This is a genomic window from Burkholderia sp. 4M9327F10, assembly GCF_005503145.1.
Classification (GTDB): domain Bacteria; phylum Pseudomonadota; class Gammaproteobacteria; order Burkholderiales; family Burkholderiaceae; genus Paraburkholderia.
Map to the genome: position 1 here is coordinate 122,597 of NZ_SCNV01000017.1, position 21,150 is coordinate 143,746.

Genomic DNA, 21,150 nt, shown 5'->3' on the forward strand with positions numbered 1-21,150 from the left:
AATGTTTTGCAAATGAGTCTTGAGTGTACCACCCTATGACGCCTGCATCTACTCCACTCGATCCGCTCGACGAGCGTAAATTTGTGGTCGCGCTCGCTCGCGGCCTTGACCTGCTGCGCGCGTTCCGGCCCGGCGAGACGATGCTCGGCAATCGCGATTTCGTCGAACGCACGGGTTTGCCCAAGGCCACGGTCAACCGCCTGGCTTATACGCTGACGGTGCTGGGGTATCTGCGTCTGGACGAGACGCTAGGCAAATATGCGCTCGACGCGGGGGTGCTGTCACTTGGCTTTGCGCTGCTGTCGGGCACCGACACGCTCGAACTCGCACGGCCGCACATGCGCACGCTCGCACGCGAGGTGGGTGCGGCTGTATCGCTGGGTTGCCGGGACGGGCTCGACATGATGTATCTGGAGACGATCCGCAGCGAGACGGCGCTCACGCTTGGGCTTGCCTCGGGGTCGAAGCTGTCCATGCTCACCAGTTCAATGGGGCGTGCCTATCTGGCGGTGCAAGCGCCCGATATGCGCGCGGCCTTGCTCGCCGAGTTGAAGAAGGCTGCCGGCAAGGAGGGTGGCGTGCTGGTGGCGGATGCAGAAAAGGAGATCGCGGCGTTTGCGCGGGAACGCTGCTGCTATTCGTTCCGTGACTGGCACGACGATGTGAACGCGGTCGCCGTGCCGTTTCGCGAGCCGCGCGAAGGGCGCTGGCTGGTGCTCAGTTGCAGCGGACCGGCGTCGTCGATGGGCGAAGAGGTGTTTCGCGAGAATGTCGGTCCGCGTCTGAAGGCGCTGGCGCGCCGGTTAGGCGACACGGGCTAGGCGGTAGCCACTGCGCTCCTGGGGCCAGGCGGCCCCGGCCAGGCGTGGCTAGCCAAGCGTCCCCAGCCGCGCCCTCGCGGCCAGGCGCTCCCCTAAACCCTCACACCGCCCCATGATGGCTATGCACCGCAAACAGCGGCCCCTGCACGAAGCGCACGTCGTACTGCTGCAGCAAGTCGAACTGCGCCTCGCTCGCCACCCGGTTGAAGATCAACGGAATCCGCAAGCGGTTCGCATAGCCCACTAGCGGCTTGACCATCGCATCGCGCAACGCAAGGCCCGCATCCATCTTGATGAAGTCGAGCCGCGCCATGTCCGACACCGAGAGAATCTGGCCGGCGTTCGGCAGATTGCCCGCCACCTTGAACCCATAGCGTTGATAGCTCTTGGTCAGATAGCCGAGGAAGGTGCGGTGCGCGACCGCGGCGGCCGGCAGTTCAATCACGATCCGCGACGGATTGAGTCCGAACGAAACCAGCACGGTGGAAAAGTGCCGGCCATGATCGTACTTCACGCTCTTCAGCAAGCGCTCATGGACTCGCAGGAACAGCAGTCCGTGACGTTGCGCGCCGAAGAAATTGATCGCATGCAGCGCACGCGACATGCGATCCAGCGCCACCAGTTTCGGGTCGTCTTCGACGCGGTCGAACGGGTCGAAGGGTTCGCCGTCGAGGCGCAGCGTCACGGCCTGGAATCCCAGTTCATCCCCGAACCGCTCGGCGCTGTCCGGCGCCGAAGACAGCGACTGGGCAAGCGCATGCACGCTGATATCGAAGATCGGCTCGTAGGCGCTGGCGAGTTCGAACCCGTCGACGCGGGCGATGGCGCTGTCGTGATGGATACCTTCGCCCAACGTCAGATGTTCGCCGAGAAACGGGTGTTCGGCAGCACGGGCGACGAGTTGGGGAACGGTCTGCGGGATCATGAATGAGTGTCGTGGCGCGTGGTTCGCGCATCGAAGCGCGGCGTGTAGCCGCATCTATCGATGTTAGCAGTCCGCACCGCGCTTACATGAACTAATTGCTGATAACGATATCGGGGTTCGTACGGAGACGCAGGGTTAACGTTAATTTCACTATACGTAATTTGTTTTACTATTCGTAAATCGCAAAGCGGACTGCGATGGCGAATTCGTTCGCGCCGATCAGGACGAGGAGACGACTCGATGAACACCCAACCTGGGTCCGGCAAGGTGATTGAAGTCGAGCGCGTGCTCGGCGAAACGCACCACCCGGCTTTTCAGTTGATGCTGCTATTGCTGTGCGGCCTGTGTCTTGTGATCGACGGCTTTGACGCGCAAGCGATGGGCTATGTCGCACCAAGCGTGATCGGTGAATGGCATGTGTCGAAGGCGGCGCTTGGCCCCGTGTTCAGCGCGAGCCTGTTCGGCATGCTGCTGGGGGCGCTGGGGCTGTCGGTGCTGGCCGACAAGGTTGGCCGGCGCCCGGTGCTGATCGGCGCGACGCTGTTCTTCGCGCTGGCCATGCTGGCAACGCCGTTCGTGACGACGATTCCGGCGCTGCTCACGCTGCGCTTCATCACCGGCCTGGGGCTGGGCTGCATCATGCCGAACGCCATGGCTCTGGTCGGCGAATTCTCGAGCACCGCGCACCGCGTCAAGCGGATGATGCTGGTGTCGTGCGGCTTTACGCTCGGCGCTGCGCTGGGCGGCTTCATTAGCGCGGCGCTGATTCCGTCGTTCGGCTGGCGCGCGGTGTTCTGGGTCGGCGGCACGGTGCCGCTGCTGCTCGCTTTCGCGATGCTGGTGGCGCTGCCGGAATCGCTGCAGTTCCTCGTGCTGAAGGGCCGTCATGAGCGCGCCTTGCGCTGGCTCGGCCGCTTCGACCCGAGCCTGCCGGTCAGCGCCGATACGCGACTTGTCGTGCGCGAGAAGGCGGGCGGCGGGGCGCCGGTTGCGGAACTGTTCCGTGCCGGTCGCACGCCGGTTACGCTGATCCTCTGGGCCATCAGTTTCATGAACCTGATCGACCTGTATTTCCTCTCGAACTGGCTGCCCACCGTCATGCATGAGGCCGGCTATACACCTGCCACGGCGGTGATCGTCGGTACGGTGCTGCAGACCGGCGGCGTAGTGGGCACGCTGCTGCTGGGCTGGTTTATCGAACGCTTTGGCTTTGTGCGCGTGCTGTTCGTGTGCTTCGTGGGCGCTGCCATTACGGTGGGCATGATCGGCACGCTTGCGCACGCACTGCCGTGGCTGCTGGTCGTCGTGTTCGCCGGCGGTTTCTGCGTGGTCGGCGGCCAGCCTGCCGTGAATGCGCTCGCCGGCCATTTCTATCCGACCACGCTGCGCTCGACCGGCATTGGCTGGAGCCTCGGCATCGGCCGGATCGGTTCGGTGATCGGGCCGCTGGTCGGCGGACAACTGATTGCGCTCAACTGGTCGAACGCATCGCTGTTTCATGCGGCGGCGGTCCCGGTGTTGTGCTCGGCGCTGCTGGTGCTGGCGCTGGCAGGTGCGACCCGGCAACGTGACAGCAGATCGGCGCAAACGGTTTGAGAGTTGCCTGAGGACGGCTCAGAAGCGGCCGAAGAGGGGCCAACGAGGGGCCAACGAGGGGCCGGGCAGAGGGCCAAAAGCTGGACAGAATCCGGCCAAAAGCGGCCCAGGCTCGGCCACTGTTTCAACGGAGAATCTGGATGGATACCACCACACGCAAGCCTGCGAATCCCGCAGCGCCGGACCCCGCGGGGCACCCGGTAGCGCACCGCGCACGGCCCGACACCGAGCCCGGCTATCAATCGGGTTTTGCCAACGAGTTCGCCACGGAGGCATTGCCAGGCGCGCTACCGCAGGGCCGCAACTCGCCGCAGCGTGCAGCGTACGGGCTGTACGCCGAGCAACTGTCGGGCACGGCCTTTACCGCGCCGCGCAGTCACAACCGCCGTTCCTGGCTGTACCGGATCAGGCCGGCGGCGGTGCATCAGCCGTTCACCGCGCTGCCCTCGCACCGGCTGGTGGCGAACTTCCACGAGGTGCCGCCGACACCGCCGAACCAGCTACGCTGGGACCCGCTGCCGATGCCCACGGAGCCGACCGATTTCATCGACGGCTGGGTGACCATGGCCGGCAACGGTTCGGCCGAAGCGATGAACGGCTGCGCGATTCATCTGTACGCCGCGAACCGTTCGATGCAGGACCGCTTCTTCTACAGCGCCGACGGCGAGCTGCTGATCGTGCCGCAGGAAGGCCGCCTGCACATCGCAACCGAATTCGGGCTGATCGACGTCGAGCCGTTCGAGATCGCGGTGATCCCGCGCGGCGTGCGCTTCGCCGTTTCGCTGCCCGACGGTACGGCACGCGGCTACATCTGCGAGAACTTCGGCGCGCTGTTGCGTCTGCCGGATCTGGGGCCCATCGGTTCGAACGGCCTTGCCAATCCGCGTGATTTTTTGACGCCGCATGCCGCGTACGAAGATCGCGAGGGCGCCTTCGAACTGGTGGCGAAGCTCAACGGCAACCTGTGGCGCGCGGACATCGGCCATTCGCCGCTCGATGTGGTCGCGTGGCACGGCAACTATGCACCCTACAAGTACGACCTGCGCCGCTTCAATACGATCGGCTCGATCAGCTTCGATCATCCCGATCCGTCGATCTTCCTCGTGCTGCATTCGCCGAGCGACACGCCGGGCGTCGACACGATTGACTTTGTGATCTTCCCGCCGCGCTGGCTGGCCGCCGAGGACACCTTCCGCCCGCCCTGGTTCCACCGCAACGTGGCGAGCGAATTCATGGGTCTCGTGCACGGCGTCTACGATGCCAAGGCCGAGGGCTTTATGCCGGGCGGCGCGAGCCTGCATAACTGCATGACGGGCCATGGCCCGGATGCGGACACCTTCGAGAAAGCCTCGCACAGCGACACCTCGAAGCCGCACAAGGTCGGCGACACGATGGCCTTCATGTTCGAAACCCGCACGCTGATCAGGCCGACCCGCTTCGCGCTCGAAACAGCGCAACTGCAGGCGCATTACTACGAGTGCTGGCAAGGCCTCAAGAAACACTTCAACCCGGAGCAACGATGAACGCATCGAGCGATCTTCAGGCGACGCTCGACGCGTCGCGCAAAAGCTGGATCGAAGCCGCGAACGATCCTGCCTGCGATTTTTCGATCCAGAACCTGCCGTTCGGCATTTTCAGCGACGCACGCCATGCCGCGCCGCGTGTGGGTGTGGCGATAGGCGACTGCATTGCCGATCTGGCGGTTTTGCAGGCCGCCGGTCTGCTGCGCCTCGCCGGCGGGGCGGCCAGCGAGCACGTGTTCTCGCGCGGCACGCTCAACGATTTCATCGCGCTTGGACGCGAAGCCTGGCGTAGCGTGCGCATCCAGTTGAGCAGCCTGCTTGCCCGCGACACCGCCACGCTGCGCGATGACGCCGGCTTGCGCGAACGCGCGCTGGTGCCGCAGGCCGGCGCGACGCTGCACCTGCCGGTGCAGATTCCCGGCTACACGGATTTCTATTCGTCGAAGGAGCACGCGACGAACGTCGGTTCGATGTTCCGTGATCCTAAGAATGCGTTGTTGCCGAACTGGTCCGAAATGCCGATCGGCTACAACGGCCGGGCGTCATCGGTCGTGGTGAGCGGCACACCGGTGCGGCGCCCGAACGGGCAGTTGAAGCTGCCCGATCAGGAACGCCCGGTGTTCGGTGCGTGCCGCAAGCTGGATATCGAACTGGAGACCGGCTTTATCGTCGGACGCGGCAACGCGCTTGGCGAGCCGATTGCGTGCGCCGACGCCGAAGAACACATCTTCGGCATGGTGCTGCTCAACGACTGGAGTGCGCGCGACATCCAGCAATGGGAATATGTGCCGCTCGGGCCGTTCAATTCGAAGGGCTTTGCCACCACCATTTCGCCGTGGATCGTCACGCTCGATGCGCTCGAACCGTTCCGCGTCGCGCAACCGGTGCAGGAGCCGCAGCCGCTTGCGTATCTGCGGCATGACGGCGCGCACGCGTTCGACATTGCGCTCGAAGTCAGACTGCGGCCTCAGCACGCGCAGCAGGCAACCACCATCTCGCGCACCAACTTCCGGCATATGTACTGGACGATGGCACAGCAACTCGCGCACCACACGGTGTCCGGCTGCGACGCGAGAGCGGGCGACCTGATGGGCTCGGGGACAATCAGCGGCCCGGCCGAAGACTCCTACGGCAGCCTGCTGGAACTGACCTGGAACGGCAAGAATCAGCTCGAGTTGAAGGAAGGCGGAACGCGCGCCTTTATTGAGGATGGCGATGAGCTGACGCTTGCCGGATGGTGTCAGGGCGACGGCTATCGGGTCGGCTTTGGCCCATGCGTGGGCGAGATTTTGCCGGCGCACAAGTAAGGCAATGAGGGCGTGGCTGCACAGCCGCGCCCTTTCAGGCACGCATGCTCGCGCACGATCGTGGTCACTGCAACGCCTGCACGACTCCACGCCGCCGCTCCCACCACACCGCCGCCAGAAACGCGAGTGCACTGACCAGCAGCACGCCGATCATCGCATCATTGCCGACGCTCTTCATCAGCGTTCCGGCAATCAGCGGTCCACCGAAGCTCGCGGCGCTCCACGACGCTCCCACCAGCGAACTGGCCGACACCAGCGCCATGCCGCGAAAGCGCTCGCCGCACGCCACCAGTGATAGCGTATAGATCGACCCCGCCGCGGCACCCAGCACGAACAGCAATGACCAGCACAGCCACGGCGACGAGATCGCCCACGGCAGCAGCGGCAACAGCACCACGACGACCAACGCGGCGCCGATATGCACGCGTTCGCGGCCGAGCCGGTCCGCGAGCCAGCCGATCGGAAACTGCATCGTCGTATCGCCGAGCAGCAGCGCGGAGGCGAACAGCACGGCCACCTCGCCGGAGATGCCGTGCGCCATTGCAAAGAGCGGCATCAGCGACAACGCGATGGTGTCGAACAGCGCAAAGAAGCCCGTGCCGATCACGAGCGCGGGCATCAGCGGCAGCACTTGCCGCCAGCCTCCGTGAACCTCTGCCTCATCGGCGGCGGCCGGCGTCGAGCGAATTGCCGCGAGCGCCGGCAGCGCCAACATGAAGAGTGCGCCGCACAGCAGAAAGCGCCACGCGCTGAAATCGGCCACCTGACTGACGAGCACCGGCCCGGCCATCTGGAACAGCGTGAAGTTGGTCGCATAGATAGCGACGACGCGGCCGCGTGTGGCGTCGTCGGCGAGCTGGTTGACCCATGCTTCGCCGATCGTGAACAGCAGCATCAACGCCGCGCCGCATAAGACGCGCAGTACGCCCCAGACGAACAGGCTGGTGCTGAACTGCATCAGCGCCGTGGCAATGCCGACCACCAGCACGGCGCCGACAATCACTTGCCGGCCGCCGAAGCGCGCCGCGATCCAGCCGGCCAGCGGCACCACGAGCAGGCCGCCGCCTGCTTGCGCGGCGGTCAGCAGGCCGACCACATCGGTGCCGTAACCCGCCTGCGTCAGCGCGAGGGCGGTGAGGGGAAGGGTGGCGCCGCTGCCGAGTCCGACTACGGCGACGCTAAGAATGAGTGCGAGAAAATCGCGTGTGAAGATGACTTTCATCGGGCGAGATGCTACACCGCCCATGTGTCATGCGCTGTCATGCGCAGCCTGACATAGCGACGCGGGTCGCGATATCAGCAGCGTGAGAGCCTGGCTTAACCGGGAACCGCAGCGCGCGGCGGACGACGCTCCAGCGATGCCGACCACAGCGTCAAACCCAGCGCACCGATAGCTCCCGCGACACCCACCCACGGCAGCGTGGTCAGCGGCGCCCCCGCGCCGATTGCCATCCCGCCGAGCCACGCACCCGTGGCGTTGCCGAGATTGAAGGCGCCCTGATTGAGCGTCGAGGCCAGATTCGGGGCATGGCTCGCGCGATCGACAATCAGCATTTGCAGCGGCGGCACCACGGCAAAAGCGAGCACGCCCCACACGAAGATGGTGATCATCGCGGGCACTGGCGAGTGCATCGTACCGGCGAAGATCGTCAGGATCACCACGATGGCAAGCAGGAACGCCACCAGCGAAGGCATCAGGCGCCAGTCGGCGAGCTTGCCGCCGAGCGTGCTGCCCACTGTGAGGCCAAGGCCGAACAACAGCAGCACCAGCGTGACCGCATGCGGCGTGAAGCCGGTGACGTCTTCGAGGATCGGCGTGATGTACGTGAAGGTGGAGAAGAGACTGGCCGACGCGAGCACGCTGATGCCGAGCACCATCAGCACCTGCGGGTTCTTCAGCACACTGAATTCGTGGATGAGACTTGCCTTCTGCATCTCGATCTTCGCGGGCAGGCACAGCGCCAGCGCGCCGGCGGCCAGCACGCCGATACCGGTCACCGCCCAGAACGTCGCGCGCCAGCCGACGGCCTGGCCGAGCGCGGTGCCGAGCGGCACGCCGAGCACGTTGGCGAGCGTCAGGCCGGTGAACATCAGGGCGATGGCCTGGGCGCGCCGGTTCGGCGCCACGAGGCCCGCTGCGACCACCGAGCCGATGCCGAAGAACGCGCCATGACAGAACGCCGTCACGATTCGCGCCGCCATCAGCACGGCGTAATTGGGGGCGACGGCGCACAGCAGATTGCCGATGATAAAGACACCGATCAGGCTCATGAGCGCCTTCTTGCGCGGCATGTTGGCGACCGCAATGGCGACAATCGGCGCACCGATCGTCACGCCGAGCGCATAGGCCGACACCAGCATGCCGGCCGCCGGAATCGACACGGCCAGATCGCGCGCGACATCGGGCAGCAAGCCCATGATGACGAATTCAGTGGTACCGATTCCAAACGCGGCAACGGCAAGGGCAAGCAGAGGCAAAGGCATGATGGGGCGATCGGTGCGAAATCCGCGCGGCGCGCGTGGCCGGCGCGCGTTTTCGGAGCGAGAGCGCGGGCGCAGGCAGGGCAAACAAGTAAGGGATTGTACCTAAGCTAAAACGGCGCTGCTGGGGGCGGATCAAGGTGTTGTTTTTCGCCGAATAGCGGCGCCGGACAGCCCGCCGCAGCCGTGCCGGCACCTGGCTGGCGTGGCGTCACGCGTCCGGCGTCAGCGCCTCGCCATGACGGCCGGCGCCGCCTGCAAACCGCAGCGCGCCCGCGACACCTTCTGCAAAAACTGCCTGATAGCCGCCCGCACCTTCGCGGCGCAACGCTTCCGGCAGATCGTCGAGGGCGCTGTTCTCGAGGGCCGAGCGGCGGTCCGCCAGCAGCGCAGCCTGCGGAAACGCGGCGAGTTCCGCGGCGAGCTGCCCGGCCGCGGCCCGTGCGGCGCCGCGCGCCACCACCCGGTTGGCGAGCCCGAATGCCAGGGCTTCCTGAGCATCGAGCGCGCGCCCGGTCAGGATCAGATCCAGTGCGCGCGATAGCCCGATCAGCCGCGGCAAGCGGATCGTCCCGCCGTCGATCAGCGGAATGCCGACTCGCCGGCAAAACACGCCCATCACGGCATCTTCTTCGACCACCCGCAGATCGCACATCGCGGCCAGTTCAAGGCCGCCTGCGACCGCGTAGCCGGCAATCGCGGCAATCACCGGCTTGCTGAACGCCATACGGGTCGGTCCCATCGGGCCAGGGCCGCTGCCGTCGGCGTGCAGTTCGTTGCGGCGGGCTTCGTCGCCGAGTGCGCTCAGGTCGGCACCCGCGCAGAAGGTGCCGCCAGCGCCGAACAGCACCGCGACGCGCCACGCGGGCTCGGCTTCGAAGCGCCGGAATGCGGCGCTCAACGCATCGGCGGTCGGGCGGTCGACGGCATTGCGGCGTGCCGGCCGTTCGAGCACGATCGTGGCGACCGCGCTGCCTGCACTGCTAGCATCGTCCGCTTCGATTCTCACGTGGTCGCCGAAGTGTTCCGAAGTCATTGCCGTCTCCCTGACTGCCAGCATCAGCCGGATTACGCCCGATAGAGTCTTATGCTGGCTGATTAATGCTGGCCGTTGTCACATATACTTCATGGACGAACCGTAGCGTAAGCGCTTTTTTACCAGGGCGGGTGCTGAGGTAAGCGCCTGTCGAGTCTGCACCTGTTATTGCTCATGCTATCGCCCACGCCTATTCCCGAACCTTCCATGGCCGAACCGACATGGATCGTTCCTCTGCACGATCACCCGTGGTACGACCATGTGCGCCTGAAGCGCGTGTTCGTGGCCGATGCGACACGCCATCAGGTGGTGCTGGTCGACGCCCGCAAGCTGCTCGAATGCGCGAACCGCGACAACACAGACTATGTGCTGAAACCTGTTGCCGAGTGGCATGCGGGCAAGGTGCGCGGCATCCGCGAGTTTCTCGATCCGGAGAATCCTCGCATCCCGCAGATGCCGTATGTGACCGTGTCGACGCGTCGCGCTCCCGGTGTAATGGGCTGGCTCAGGCTCGAGCACGAGGGTGTGGTGGCGTTCCGCAACGGCCAGCACCGCGCGCGCTACCTGGCCGAAGCCGGGGCCCGCTGGTTTCCGGTCGAAGTCCACGAGCGCGAGGCGGCCCTGCTGCGTGAGGTCTGCGGCGCAGCCGACGACGCACGCACCGCGATTCGTCAGACCATGGACAGCGAAGGGCGCTAGGCCGCGTGTCGCGCTAGCCGCGCGGCGTCACCAGGTTGCGTGGCGCGCCATCGAGCCAGGCCGCCACATTGCCGAGCGTCGTCTGGGCGATCTCGTTCATCGCCTCGCGGGTGAAGAACGCCTGGTGAGCGGTCACGATCACGTTGGGGAACATCAACAGACGCGCCAGCACGTCGTCTTGCAGCGGCACGTTCGAGTGATCCTCGAAGAACAGGCCGCTTTCTTCCTCGTAGACATCGAGCCCGAGGTTTCCGAGCTGCCCGCTCTTGAGCGCGCCGATCAGCGCATTGCTTTCGACGAGGCCGCCGCGTCCCGTATTGATCAGCATCGCGCCTCGCTTCATCCTGGCGAGTGCCGCTTCGTCGATCAGGTGGTAGGTGGCCGGTACAAGCGGGCAGTGCAGGCTGACGATATCGCTTTGCGCGAGCAGCGTTTCGAGCGGCACGTAGCGTGCGCCAAGAGCCAGCAGGTCGTCTGCCGGCGTGCCGGGATCGTGCGCGAGCACCTGCATGCCGAAGCCCGCCATGATCCGGCCGAACACGCGGCCGATCATCCCGGTGCCTATCACGCCCACGGTCTTGCCGTGCAGATCGAAACCGAGCAATCCGTGCAGCGAAAAGTCACCCTCGCGCGTGCGCGCCGCAGCACGCGGCAGACGGCGATTGAGCGCGAGAATCAGGCCCACCGCATGTTCGGCGACCGCATGCGGCGAATAGGCCGGCACGCGCATCACAGCTATCCCCAGCCGCTGTGCGGCCGCCAGGTCGACGTGATTGAAGCCGGCCGAACGCAGCGCGATCAGGCGCGTGCCCCCCGCGTGCAGACGTTCGAGGACGGCGGCGTCGGCGCAATCGTTGACGAATGGGCAGACTACCTCGAAGCCCTCCGCGAGGACGGCGGTTTCGGCGTCGAGGTGCGATTCCTGAAAGTGCAGCTCGTACCCGTAGGCGGCGTTCGCTTCCTGGAACGTGTCGCAGTCGTACTGGCGGCTGCTGAACAGGATCATGCGCATGAGGCACTCCGTGGACGGGATGCCCCCAGTTTAATCCTCGCGTGCCGCATGCAGGCTGGTTAGCCGTTCTCCGCCCAGGGCGGGCGGCAGGATCTGGGCCGGTGGCGCTGTGTCATCAGCGCCGAATGCGGCCTGCAGGAAATGGGCGAGCGTATGCTCGACGAACGAGCGCGTTTTTGCCGGCAGGAACTGGCGCTTTGGATAGACAATCGACATCTTGACGTCGGGGTCGTCCACCCTGTGATCCGCCATCACGCGTGTCAGGGCGCCGCTTGCGAGGTCGTCGGCCACCATCTGGCGGGGCAGGATCGCAATGCCCATTCCGGCTATCGCGGCGAGCCGCACCATCATCGCGCTGTTGACCGAATACACCGGCTGCAATGCGATTTCTTCGGTGTGCAGCGCCGGTCCCGTGAAGTGCCAGTTGGCGCTGTGCTGCTCAGCCGGCAGTCCGATGAAGCCGTGCTGCGCGAGTTGCCCGGGTACACGCGGCTCACCGTGCTCGGCAAGGTAGGCGGGCGCCGCGCATACCACCAGCGAATGCGTGCCGATCGGCTTCTCGACCAGATCGTGGTTCGGCGCGAGGCAACCGGTGACGATGCCGGCGTCGTAACCCTCTTCGATCAGGTCCACACGCCGGTCGGTCAGCGTGAGCCGCACCTTGACCTTCGGATAGCGCCGGCGGAAGCCTTCCAGCAAGGGAGTCAGCGAAAACAGCGAGAGTGCGCCGGAAGCGACGAGCCGCAGCGTCCCCCCCGGCTCAGCCTGGGTGTCGCCGAGGGCGCTTTCAAGGCGGTCGAGTTCTTCGAGCAGTCCGCGGCAACCTTCGAGGTAGCGTGTGCCTGCTTCGGTCAGCGCGAGATTACGGGTCGTGCGATTGATGAGGCGGGTGTTCAGATGGGCTTCGAGTGTGGCGATCGAGCGCGTGACAAGCGCATTCGAGACGCAAAGTTGCTGGGCTGCGCGGCGGAAGCTCTCAGTCTCCGCCACTCTCACGAATACGCGCATTGCGTGGATCTGGTTCATTGGAATTCGCCTCTTGTGCTTGTTGGAAAGCCGGGTGGTGTTTCACACAGCGGCACAACTGCAAAATCAAGGAATCGTCCTGGCCAGGGATGCTGCGACTTCTGACAAAAATAATATTGACTATTACCTGGAATTACAATATTTATTGAGCAGGCTTGCGAAATTGACGGTATGCGCATTTCGTAAGTTGTCTAACTGCCTGAGAGGGATCAGGAATTGGCCGAATTTACCTGATTCGAGCAGCAATTGACTGGCGGACTGTCCAGATAAGCGTGTTTCCCGGTGGTTGAACCACTTCACGAGGAATCCATGCGCCTTTCCAATCCACCTTGCATTGCCCGCCTTCGCCGCAGCGCCGCATTGGCTGGGCAGATGCCCGGCGCGTCATGATGTTGCAATGATTCGTCAGTTGAATGACCTATGTCACGCCCGCGCGGCGTTTGGCTTGTCGCGTCCATAAAGAATGTCGAGAATCGTTTTTGTAAATTTCAAGGCATTTTTTTTCACATTTGTTATAAATTCACGGTAAAGCGGCGAACCAGAACATGATCGCTGAATTGCTCAGGTCGCAACCGGAGATCGCGCTGTTTGCGAGTCTCGCTCTCGGATATTTGATTGGTTCGCTCAGGATTGGGCCAATTCAGCTCGGTGGTGTCTGTGGCACCTTGATTGTGGCGCTCCTGCTGGGACAGACGGGTGCGCGGCTCGCCCCGGACCTGAAAAACATCGCCTTCGCCCTGTTTATCTTTGCGCTGGGATTTACCGGCGGTCCTCAATTCTTCGCCAATATCGGACGTGGCTGGCGCTACGGACTGTTGTCGATTGTCGAAATCGTCTCGGTGCTGGTGCTCGTGATGATCGCGGTGCTCGCGTTGCGGCTCGATGCGGGCACGGCGGCGGGACTGCTGGCGGGCGCCGCCACCGAGTCGGCCGTAATCGGTACGGCCTCCGAGGCGATCGCGAAGCTGGGCTTTGCCGACGCGGAGACTGCCCGCTTGCAGGCCAACATCGTGACCGCTTACAGCGTCAGCTACCTGTTTGGCCTGATCACCATCGTGCTGTTCACCAGCCAGTTTGCGCCGCTGCTGCTGCGCGTCAATCTGCGCGAGGAAGCCGGGCGCGTGTGGCGCAAGCTGGGCGGTGACGGGGCGCTGGACGAAGGCCGGCGCATGGGGGCGCCTGCGCTGGTCAGCCGGGTGTTCCGTATCGGCCCCGCGGCCGGACTGACCATCAAGGCGCTCGAGCAACGCTACGGCGGCAACCTGACTGTCGAGCAGGTGCAGCGCGCCGGCGCAAGCGTGCCGCTCGAACCGCACCTGCCGCTCGCCGCCGGCGATCTTGCGCTGGTGGCCGGACGGCGCGAGGCACTGGTGACGGCTGCCCAGGCGATCGGCACGGAAGTGATCGACGAACGCTTCGGCGCGCTCTCCATCGAGCGCGTGGACGTGGTCTTGACGCGGCGCGAGGCGCACGGTCTCACCGTTGCCCAGATGCGCGAGCGCGCAGACCCGGAGCGAGGGCGGGGCGTCTACATCGCCGCCGTGACACGGCTCGAGACACGCGTGCCCGCCTTGCCGGGCACCGAGTTGAACCGCGGCGACGTGCTCACGCTGGTCGGCGCCAAGGCCGACGTAGCGCGTGGCGCGCTCGCGCTCGGCTACGTGCTGCCCGCCACGCAGAAAACCGATTTTGTGTATCTCGGGCTGGGTGTCCTGCTCGGCATGGCGATCGGCCATCTGGGCGGCCGCATCGGCGGGGTGTCGGTGGCGCTGGGCACGGGCGGCGGCTGCCTGCTCTCGGGGCTGCTGTTCGGCTGGATCCGTTCGCGCTATCCGCTGGTCGGCTCGCTGCCCTCCGCTGCGGCGCAGATCCTGAAGGATTTCGGGCTGGCCACCTTCATCGCCGCGGTCGGGCTCTCGGCGGGCCCCGATGCGATCAAGCTGGTCCGCGAATACGGCGTTGCGTTGCCGTTCGTCGGGATTCTGATGGTGCTGGTGCCCGGGCTCCTGTCGCTATGGATCGGCCGCATGTTTCTCAAACTCGAAACCCCGATGCTGCTCGGCGCGATTGCGGGGCAGCAGTGCAGCACACCGGCAATCAGCGCGCTGGTCGGCGTGACCGGCAATTCGACACCGGTGATCGGCTACACGATCACCTACGCGCTTTCCAACATCCTGTTGCCGTTGATGGGGCCCGTGGTCGTCGGGCTGGCCGGCAAGTTCGGCTAGGCATCGCAGAGGGCAGCGGACGGGAGTGCCGCGTCGTCCGCCCGCAGGCAAAACAGGCAGTACGCTCAACATTCATAGCGAGGGCACAATGGACTGGCTACATAGCATCTTTCACAAGTCACCTGAGATAGCGCTATTTCTCTCACTGGCGGTCGGCTACTACGTCGGCCAGATCAATTTCGGCAAGTTCCAGCTAGGTGGAGTGGGCGGCTCGCTGCTCGCCGCCGTGGTGATCAGCCAGGCCGGCGTCACCATCGACAACGGCGTGAAGTCGGTGATGTTCGCCGTGTTCATCTACGCGGTCGGCTACGACTCGGGGCCGGGCTTCTTCAACTCGCTTAACCGCAAGACGCTGCGTGAAATCGCCATGGCGATATTTCTTGCCGTGTCCGCGCTGGTGACGGTGGTCGTGTGCGCGAAGCTGTTCCACCTCAACAAGGGGCTTGCGGCGGGCCTTGCGGGCGGTGCGCTGACGCAGTCGGCCATTATCGGCACCGCGGGCGATGCAATTGCGCGTCTCGGCCTGCCTGCTGACCAGATCAAGTCGTTGCAATCCGACGTTGCAATCGCTTATGCGGTGACCTACGTGTTCGGCTCGCTCGGCGCGATCATCGTCTGCGTGAATATCCTGCCCAAGTTCATGGGACAGGGCTTGCGCGAGGCGTCGATCGAGGCAGAGAAGGACCTGGCCGGCGATGCGCCGGCGCGGGCCGCGGGGCAGTTGTCCGCGTTGCCGGAGATGGTGGGGCGTGCCTACAAGATCGATGTCAGCGCCGGGAAAACGGTCAAGTCAGTCGAGACCCAGCATCAGGACATGATGACGATCGAGCGGATCAGGCGTGACGGCAAGAACCTGGAACCGACGCCCGATCTGGCGTTGGAACTCGACGACGAAGTGCTGGTGGTGGGCCGCCGCGAGGCGGTGGTCGAGTTCGGCGCGAACGGCAACGAAATCGCCAATGTCGAGGACATTGGCGTGGTGATGCAGACGCGCCAGGGCGTGTTCACGCGCAAGGGCATGAATCACACGACGATCGCCGAAGTGCGGCGGAACGTGGACCGCGATCTGCGTCACGGCGTGTATATCGAAAGCGCGACGCGTGCCGGTCAGCCATTGCCGATCCTGCCGGAAACCAGGCTCGAGCACGGCGACGTGATCACCTTCTACGGTTCGCCGAAAGACACCAAGCGCGCCGTCGACGCGGCCGGTTACGAGCTGCCGTACAGCAACAAGACCGACTTCATCTACATGGGTGTGGGTCTCGTGCTCGGTTTGCTGATCGGCCTGATCGTGCTGAATGTGGGCGGTATTCCGCTGACGCTCGGTTCGGGCGGCGGCTGCCTGCTGGCGGGGCTGCTGTTCGGCTGGATGCGCGGCAAGCATCCGATGTATGGCGTGTTGCCCTCGGCTGCTTCGCAGTTGCTGAAGGACTTCGGGCTTGCTGCATTTGTCGCGGTAGTGGGTCTGAATTCCGGCCTGCAGGCGGTGGTGACGGTCAAGCAAAGCGGCATGACGATCTTCCTGCTCGGCGTGTTTGTCACGCTGTTCCCGCTGCTGCTGACCATGCTGTTTGGCCGCTATGTGCTCGGTTATAAGAACTCCGCGATTCTCGCCGGCGCGCTGTCCGGTTCGCGCAGTGCGAACCCGGCTTTCGGCGGCGTGCTCGACAAGGCGGAAAGCGCGGTGCCCACCGTGCCGTTCGCCATCACCTATGCGATCGCCAACGTGGCGCTGACCCTGCTCGGGCCGCTCGTCGTGGGTCTCGTGTAGTTATCTGTGCAGTTATCTGCGCGGTTATCTGCGCGGTTATCTGCGCGGTTATCTGCGCGGTTATCTGCGCGGTTATCTGCGCGGTTATCTGCGCGGTTATCTGCGCAGTTATCTGTATTCCTGACCGTATTCCTTCTCGCCGGCGCTGCCGCACGAGTGCGCCCCCGCCGGCGAATTTCACCCTTGCAATGGAGAACGCATCATGGCAAAAGGCAACAGCGAACAGGCGAAGCTCGCCGCACTCAGCCCGTTCGAACTGAAGGACGAGCTCATCAAGGCGGCCGGTGGCGGCGCGGTGGAGCGCGCCGCGAATGCGTCGATGCTCAACGCCGGTCGTGGCAACCCGAACTTCCTCGCGACGGTTCCGCGCCACGGCTTCTGGCAGCTCGGTCTGTTCGCGATGCGCGAATCGGAACGTTCGTTTGCGTTCATGCCTGAAGGGGTGGGCGGCTTCCCGCGCCGCGACGGACTGACCGAGCGCTTCGATCTGTTCCTGCGGGAAAACAAAGGTGTGCCAGGCATCGATTTCCTGCGTGGCGCGGTCTCGTACGTGCGCGATCAGCTGGGCCTGTCGGCCGGCGACTTCCTGTACGAAATGTGTGAAGGCATCCTGGCGTCGAACTACCCGGTGCCGGACCGCATGCTGAAGCTCTCGGAGATCATCGTCGGCCAGTACCTGCGCCGCGAGATGATCGGCAAGCATCCGTTTGTCGGCGAGTTCGATATTTTTGCGGTGGAAGGCGGCACCGCGGCGATGACCTACATCTTCAATACGATGCGCGAAAACCGGCTCATCAAGCCCGGCGACACGATTGCGCTCGGCATGCCGATCTTCACGCCGTACATCGAAATTCCGCGTCTGAACGACTACCAGCTCGATGTCGTGAATCTCGAAGCGTCGGTGGAAAACGGCTGGCAGTATTCGAAGAAGGAACTCGACAAGCTGCGCGACCCGAAGGTGAAGGCGTTCTTCCTCGTCAATCCGAGCAATCCGCCCTCGGTGAAGATCAACGACGAAAGCCTTCAATACATCGCCGAGATCGTCAAGGAACGGCCGGACCTGATCCTTCTGACCGACGACGTGTACGGCACCTTCGCTGACGATTTCGTGTCGTTGTTCGCGCTTGCGCCGAGGAACACGATTCTCGTGTACTCGTATTCGAAGTACTTCGGCGCGACCGGCTGGCGCCTCGGCACGATCGCAACGCATCGCGACAACGTGCTCGACCGGCTGCTCGCCGAATTGCCGAAGGACGTGAAGAAGGAGTTGCACACGCGCTACGAGTCGATCACCACGGAGCCGGACAAGCTGAAGTTTATCGACCGCCTGGTGGCCGACAGCCGCACCGTCGCGCTGAACCACACCGCGGGTTTGTCGACGCCACAGCAGGTGCAGATGGTGCTGTTCTCGCTGTTCTCGTTGATGGATACGCCCGATGCGTACAAGAACGCGCTGAAGCGCCTGATCCGCAGCCGCAAGCAGGCGCTGTACGAAGAGGTGGGCATTTCGTTCGAGGACGACGATCCGAACCAGGTCGACTACTACACGATCCTCGACATCGAGTTTCTCGGCGAACGGATGTTTGGCCGCAAGTTCGTCGAATGGCTGCTCAGGAATACTGAGCCGAGCGAGCTGCTGTTTCGCCTTGCACGCGAGGCGCGGGTGGTGCTTTTGCCGGGCAAGGGCTTCGGCACGCAGCATCCGTCGGGCCGGGTGTCGCTCGCGAATCTCAACGAGTCCGACTATCGCCAGATTGGCCGCGCCATGCGCAAGCTGATCGAGGAGTATGTCGACCGCTACAACCAGGAAACGGGCAGCAAGCTCGACAAGCACGCGGTGAAGTGAGCCTGTGAGGACGTGAGCGCGGGCCGCGAGTCCGCGCGCGAGGGCGTTCAGTGCGGTCAGAAGTGCGGTCAAGCGTGCAGTCGAAAGTACGGTCGAAAGTACAGTCAAGCGCGCTGTCAAAAAACTTGCACAATCGCCCGGATCGGTGAATGATCGTTGTTCAGGATGAAAGCGGCCTCGCCAGCGTCACTGTTGGCGAGGCCGTTTTTACCTTGAGCACCGTCACTTCCTTCGTACCGATCATGCCGACCACATCTTCCACACCCGTACCGTGTCCGGACGTCGAATCGCTCGACGCCATCCTCCCCGAAGAACCCCTGCTGATGATGGGCGCCGGCCCTGTGCCGATTCCTGCCGCCGTCGCCAAGGCCAACACGGTCGTCATCAATCATCTGGGCGGCACGATGGTGAAGGTGATCGGCCAGGTGAAGACGATGGCGCGCTACGTGTTCCAGACCCACTCGAAATGGGTGCTGGGGGTGGCGGGTCCAGGCTCGGCCGCGATGGAAATGGCGATCTCCAACCTGGCCTGGACGGGCACGCGCGTGCTCAGCATCAAGAACGGTTTCTTCAGCGAGCGGATGGCCGAGATGGGGCGGCGCGTGGGCGCCGAGGTGTCGATACTCGACGTCGCGGACCGCACGGTGGCGAGTCTTGACGAGGTCGCCGAAGCGATTCGCCGCGAGCGGCCCGAGATCGTCACCATCGTGCAGGGCGAAACTTCCAATACGGTCGTCAACCATCATCTGAAGGACATCGCCGCGCTGGCGAAAGCGGCGGGCGCGCTGGTGATCGTCGACGCCGTGTGCACCTTGAGCACCATGCCGCTCGAGATGGACGCATGGGGTATCGACGCGGTGATTACCGGCGGCCAGAAGGGGCTCTCGTCGATCCCGGGCGTCTCGTTGATCGCGTTCTCGGACGCCGCCTGGGAGCGCGTGAAAAGCCGCAAGGCGCCGAACGCGCACTGGTGTCTCGATGCCTCGCTCGCGGAAAATTTCTGGCACAACGCCGGCTATCACTACACGGCGCCGGTGTCGGGCGTGCTGGCCTTGCATGAGGCGCTGCGCCTCGTGTGCGCGGAGACCCTGGAGAAGCGCTTTGCGCGCCATCTGAAATGCTCGGTGGCGCTGCAGGAAGGGATCACGGCGCTGGGCCTGCAGCTTTATACGCCGGCGGCATGCCGGCTGAATTCGGTGGTTGGGATCGAGGTGCCGCAAGGCCTGAGCCCCGGCGATATCTGCGGGCATATCTCGCGGCAGCACCAGGTGGAAATCTCCGGATCGTTTGGTTTGCCGATCGTGCGCATCGGCCAGATGGGCGAGCAGTGCCGCGAACACAACCTGTTCCGCACGCTCCACGCGCTGGGGCGGACCGTGCTGGATCTCGGCGTGGCGGTCGATCTGCCGGCCGGGGTGGCCGCGCTCGAGAAGTCGCTTTCGGGTGGCGCACGCGGTGGTGCCGCGCCCCGCTAGTTGTGGCGCTTTGAAGTTTTGATGCCTTGAAGGTTTGCAGGTTTGGGTGGGCCGGTGCATGCCGGCTTGCCGCTGTCTGAGCCGTTTTCAAACCGGTCGCTGGGCCGGCTGGCAGTCCGGTTGTCTTGTCAGATACCCCGCGTTGGCCGCAATTTGCAGAAATTGCTCGTCAGATTGACACAGTTGCAGCCTGTTCCGGAAATATTGAGACCCACTGCGACCCCACGTCACGCGCCAGATCCGTCACTCTTCACTATTATTACAATTGACTGACAACGCAAATCCACCACAACCTGGGCAACAGTGATTTCTCAAGTGAGGTCTCACGCCCCGCCTGCAAAGGGGGTACAAAATGAGCAACACCATCTACGACGAACGCCTCGCGCTTCTGCAGGCGATTTCTACCGAAGTCCTCGGCATCGAGAAACTCGAGCCGACCGGCAAACCGACGGCGGATTTCCGCATCGTCAATATCGAACATCTCACGCGGGCTCTTGAGGCGGCTTACGATGCCGGCCTGGTGGTCGGCCAGCGCGTTGCCCGCGAAGGCAACGGCGGCGCGCAGCCGACCGATGAGGTGTATTTCCCCTAAGCGAACGGACGACGCTCAGGTTGCTGCCGGCGCGTTGGGCACCCGGGCGTTGCGCAGATACAGCATGGCCGAAAGCGCCACTGCCGCCGCCGAGGCCACGGCCGCAAACAGAAACACCGACCCGTAACCGAACGCGCCCGCGATATAGCCGGCGAGCGGCCCGGTAATCCCGAGCGACAGGTCCAGAAACACCGAGTACGCCGACAACGCCGCGCCGCGGCTTGCCGGCGGCACAAGTCCGACCGCTTCGACGCCGAGCGCCGGAAACACCAGCGCAAAGCCGAAACCCGTCAACGCGGCCCCGGCCAGCGCAAAGTGCGGCTCGGGCGCAAGCCACAGCATCAGCAGGCCCACGCATTCAAACGAGAACGACGCAATCGCCACCCGAAAGCCGCCGTACGTCTTGATCGTGCCGGCAAACAGCAGGCGTGCGCCGATAAACAGCGTGCCGAACACCGTCAGCGACAGCGCGGCGTTCGGCCAATGCCGCGCCGCGTAGAACAGCGTGATGAAGGTCGCGATCGAGCCGAAGCCGGCCGAGCCGAGCGCGAGGCCAATCCCATGCGGCAGCACCCGCATGAACACGCTGCGGTACGACATCCGCTCGCCATGCACGATCGGCACAGCCGCGATCGGCCGGGCGAGGTAGTAGCCGAGCGCCGCCAGTGCGATCACCACGATGCCTAGCGCCGTATAGCCCACCGTATGCGCAATCGCCACCCCGAGCGGCGCGCCGATCGCGAGCGCCCCGTAAGTGGCGATACCGTTCCACGAGATCACACGCGCATTGTGCGACACGCCCACCCGCCCGA

At 64.4% G+C, this 21,150-nt stretch carries 17 protein-coding genes; 10 read left to right on the forward strand and 7 right to left on the reverse strand.

Annotated elements, in window-relative coordinates:
* The first annotated feature begins 35 nt into the window (after positions 1-35).
* Positions 36-821, forward strand: a complete 786-nt coding sequence (locus FFS45_RS17775; RefSeq protein WP_137955957.1) for an IclR family transcriptional regulator — start codon at positions 36-38, stop codon at positions 819-821.
* A 100-nt stretch (positions 822-921) separates the two neighbouring features.
* On the opposite strand, the gene FFS45_RS17780 is transcribed toward FFS45_RS17775, so the two are convergent.
* Positions 922-1,746, reverse strand: coding sequence for an EAL domain-containing protein (locus FFS45_RS17780; RefSeq protein WP_137955930.1), 825 nt, complete (start codon positions 1,744-1,746; stop codon positions 922-924).
* 240 nt (positions 1,747-1,986) lie between these two features.
* On the opposite strand from FFS45_RS17780, the gene FFS45_RS17785 reads away from it, so the two are divergent.
* The 3 genes from FFS45_RS17785 to fahA all read left to right on the forward strand — a co-directional run bounded on the left by FFS45_RS17785 (position 1,987) and on the right by fahA (position 6,172).
* On the forward strand, positions 1,987-3,342 hold the full coding sequence (locus FFS45_RS17785; RefSeq protein ID WP_137955931.1) for an MFS transporter: 1,356 nt from the start codon (positions 1,987-1,989) through the stop codon (positions 3,340-3,342).
* 140 nt (positions 3,343-3,482) lie between these two features.
* On the forward strand, positions 3,483-4,865 hold the full coding sequence (hmgA, locus tag FFS45_RS17790; RefSeq protein ID WP_137955932.1) for a homogentisate 1,2-dioxygenase: 1,383 nt from the start codon (positions 3,483-3,485) through the stop codon (positions 4,863-4,865).
* Positions 4,862-6,172 (forward strand): fumarylacetoacetase, encoded by a 1,311-nt coding sequence (fahA, locus tag FFS45_RS17795; RefSeq protein WP_137955933.1) that lies wholly within the window; start codon positions 4,862-4,864, stop codon positions 6,170-6,172. Before hmgA ends, fahA begins: the two co-directional genes overlap by 4 nt.
* A gap of 64 nt (positions 6,173-6,236) precedes the next feature.
* Here the strand turns inward: fahA and FFS45_RS17800 are convergent, their stop codons facing one another.
* The 3 genes from FFS45_RS17800 to FFS45_RS17810 form a co-directional block, all read right to left on the reverse strand.
* Positions 6,237-7,394, reverse strand: coding sequence for an MFS transporter (locus FFS45_RS17800; protein WP_137955934.1), 1,158 nt, complete (start codon positions 7,392-7,394; stop codon positions 6,237-6,239).
* 95 nt (positions 7,395-7,489) lie between these two features.
* Positions 7,490-8,656 carry an MFS transporter gene (locus FFS45_RS17805; protein WP_137955935.1) on the reverse strand — a complete coding sequence of 389 codons (1,167 nt, stop codon included), beginning with the start codon at positions 8,654-8,656 and terminating at the stop codon, positions 7,490-7,492.
* A gap of 208 nt (positions 8,657-8,864) precedes the next feature.
* Positions 8,865-9,689, reverse strand: a complete 825-nt coding sequence (locus FFS45_RS17810; RefSeq protein ID WP_137955936.1) for a crotonase/enoyl-CoA hydratase family protein — start codon at positions 9,687-9,689, stop codon at positions 8,865-8,867.
* A 174-nt stretch (positions 9,690-9,863) separates the two neighbouring features.
* On the opposite strand from FFS45_RS17810, the gene FFS45_RS17815 reads away from it, so the two are divergent.
* The gene (locus FFS45_RS17815; protein ID WP_137955937.1) at positions 9,864-10,388 is read left to right on the forward strand and encodes a hypothetical protein; all 525 of its coding nucleotides are present in this window, start codon (positions 9,864-9,866) and stop codon (positions 10,386-10,388) included.
* 13 nt (positions 10,389-10,401) lie between these two features.
* On the opposite strand, the gene FFS45_RS17820 is transcribed toward FFS45_RS17815, so the two are convergent.
* Positions 10,402-11,400 carry a 2-hydroxyacid dehydrogenase gene (locus FFS45_RS17820; protein WP_137955938.1) on the reverse strand — a complete coding sequence of 333 codons (999 nt, stop codon included), beginning with the start codon at positions 11,398-11,400 and terminating at the stop codon, positions 10,402-10,404.
* A 30-nt stretch (positions 11,401-11,430) separates the two neighbouring features.
* Complete coding sequence (locus FFS45_RS17825; RefSeq protein ID WP_137955939.1) at positions 11,431-12,426, reverse strand: LysR family transcriptional regulator; 996 nt, start codon at positions 12,424-12,426, stop codon at positions 11,431-11,433.
* A 545-nt stretch (positions 12,427-12,971) separates the two neighbouring features.
* On the opposite strand from FFS45_RS17825, the gene aspT (FFS45_RS17830) reads away from it, so the two are divergent.
* From aspT (FFS45_RS17830) to FFS45_RS17850, 5 genes are all read left to right on the forward strand, one after another.
* On the forward strand, positions 12,972-14,654 hold the full coding sequence (gene aspT, locus FFS45_RS17830) for an aspartate-alanine antiporter (protein ID WP_137955940.1): 1,683 nt from the start codon (positions 12,972-12,974) through the stop codon (positions 14,652-14,654).
* Positions 14,655-14,742: 88 nt separating this feature from the next.
* Positions 14,743-16,425: an aspartate-alanine antiporter gene (gene aspT / locus FFS45_RS17835; RefSeq protein WP_137955941.1), complete on the forward strand. Its 1,683-nt coding sequence runs from the start codon at positions 14,743-14,745 to the stop codon at positions 16,423-16,425.
* 202 nt (positions 16,426-16,627) lie between these two features.
* Positions 16,628-18,271, forward strand: a complete 1,644-nt coding sequence (locus FFS45_RS17840) for a bifunctional aspartate transaminase/aspartate 4-decarboxylase (RefSeq protein WP_137955942.1) — start codon at positions 16,628-16,630, stop codon at positions 18,269-18,271.
* A 242-nt stretch (positions 18,272-18,513) separates the two neighbouring features.
* Complete coding sequence (locus tag FFS45_RS17845) at positions 18,514-19,746, forward strand: alanine--glyoxylate aminotransferase family protein (RefSeq protein ID WP_137955958.1); 1,233 nt, start codon at positions 18,514-18,516, stop codon at positions 19,744-19,746.
* Positions 19,747-20,098: 352 nt separating this feature from the next.
* On the forward strand, positions 20,099-20,338 hold the full coding sequence (locus FFS45_RS17850; protein ID WP_137955943.1) for a hypothetical protein: 240 nt from the start codon (positions 20,099-20,101) through the stop codon (positions 20,336-20,338).
* Between the two features lie 15 nt (positions 20,339-20,353).
* On the opposite strand, the gene FFS45_RS17855 is transcribed toward FFS45_RS17850, so the two are convergent.
* Positions 20,354-21,150, reverse strand: a 797-nt coding sequence (locus FFS45_RS17855; RefSeq protein ID WP_137955944.1) for an MFS transporter, incomplete at its 5' end; no start/stop codon positions are given.

Bases quoted from the DNA above. Each gene is read 5' to 3' on its own strand.
- FFS45_RS17775 (WP_137955957.1), top strand. From the start codon at position 36: ATGACGCCTGCATCTACTCCACTCGATCCGCTCGACGAGCGTAAATTT.
- FFS45_RS17780 (WP_137955930.1), bottom strand. From the start codon at position 1,746: ATGATCCCGCAGACCGTTCCCCAACTCGTCGCCCGTGCTGCCGAACAC.
- FFS45_RS17785 (WP_137955931.1), top strand. From the start codon at position 1,987: ATGAACACCCAACCTGGGTCCGGCAAGGTGATTGAAGTCGAGCGCGTG.
- hmgA (WP_137955932.1), top strand. From the start codon at position 3,483: ATGGATACCACCACACGCAAGCCTGCGAATCCCGCAGCGCCGGACCCC.
- fahA (WP_137955933.1), top strand. From the start codon at position 4,862: ATGAACGCATCGAGCGATCTTCAGGCGACGCTCGACGCGTCGCGCAAA.
- FFS45_RS17800 (WP_137955934.1), bottom strand. From the start codon at position 7,394: ATGAAAGTCATCTTCACACGCGATTTTCTCGCACTCATTCTTAGCGTC.
- FFS45_RS17805 (WP_137955935.1), bottom strand. From the start codon at position 8,656: ATGCCTTTGCCTCTGCTTGCCCTTGCCGTTGCCGCGTTTGGAATCGGT.
- FFS45_RS17810 (WP_137955936.1), bottom strand. From the start codon at position 9,689: ATGACTTCGGAACACTTCGGCGACCACGTGAGAATCGAAGCGGACGAT.
- FFS45_RS17815 (WP_137955937.1), top strand. From the start codon at position 9,864: ATGCTATCGCCCACGCCTATTCCCGAACCTTCCATGGCCGAACCGACA.
- FFS45_RS17820 (WP_137955938.1), bottom strand. From the start codon at position 11,400: ATGCGCATGATCCTGTTCAGCAGCCGCCAGTACGACTGCGACACGTTC.
- FFS45_RS17825 (WP_137955939.1), bottom strand. From the start codon at position 12,426: ATGAACCAGATCCACGCAATGCGCGTATTCGTGAGAGTGGCGGAGACT.
- aspT (WP_137955940.1), top strand. From the start codon at position 12,972: ATGATCGCTGAATTGCTCAGGTCGCAACCGGAGATCGCGCTGTTTGCG.
- aspT (WP_137955941.1), top strand. From the start codon at position 14,743: ATGGACTGGCTACATAGCATCTTTCACAAGTCACCTGAGATAGCGCTA.
- FFS45_RS17840 (WP_137955942.1), top strand. From the start codon at position 16,628: ATGGCAAAAGGCAACAGCGAACAGGCGAAGCTCGCCGCACTCAGCCCG.
- FFS45_RS17845 (WP_137955958.1), top strand. From the start codon at position 18,514: ATGCCGACCACATCTTCCACACCCGTACCGTGTCCGGACGTCGAATCG.
- FFS45_RS17850 (WP_137955943.1), top strand. From the start codon at position 20,099: ATGAGCAACACCATCTACGACGAACGCCTCGCGCTTCTGCAGGCGATT.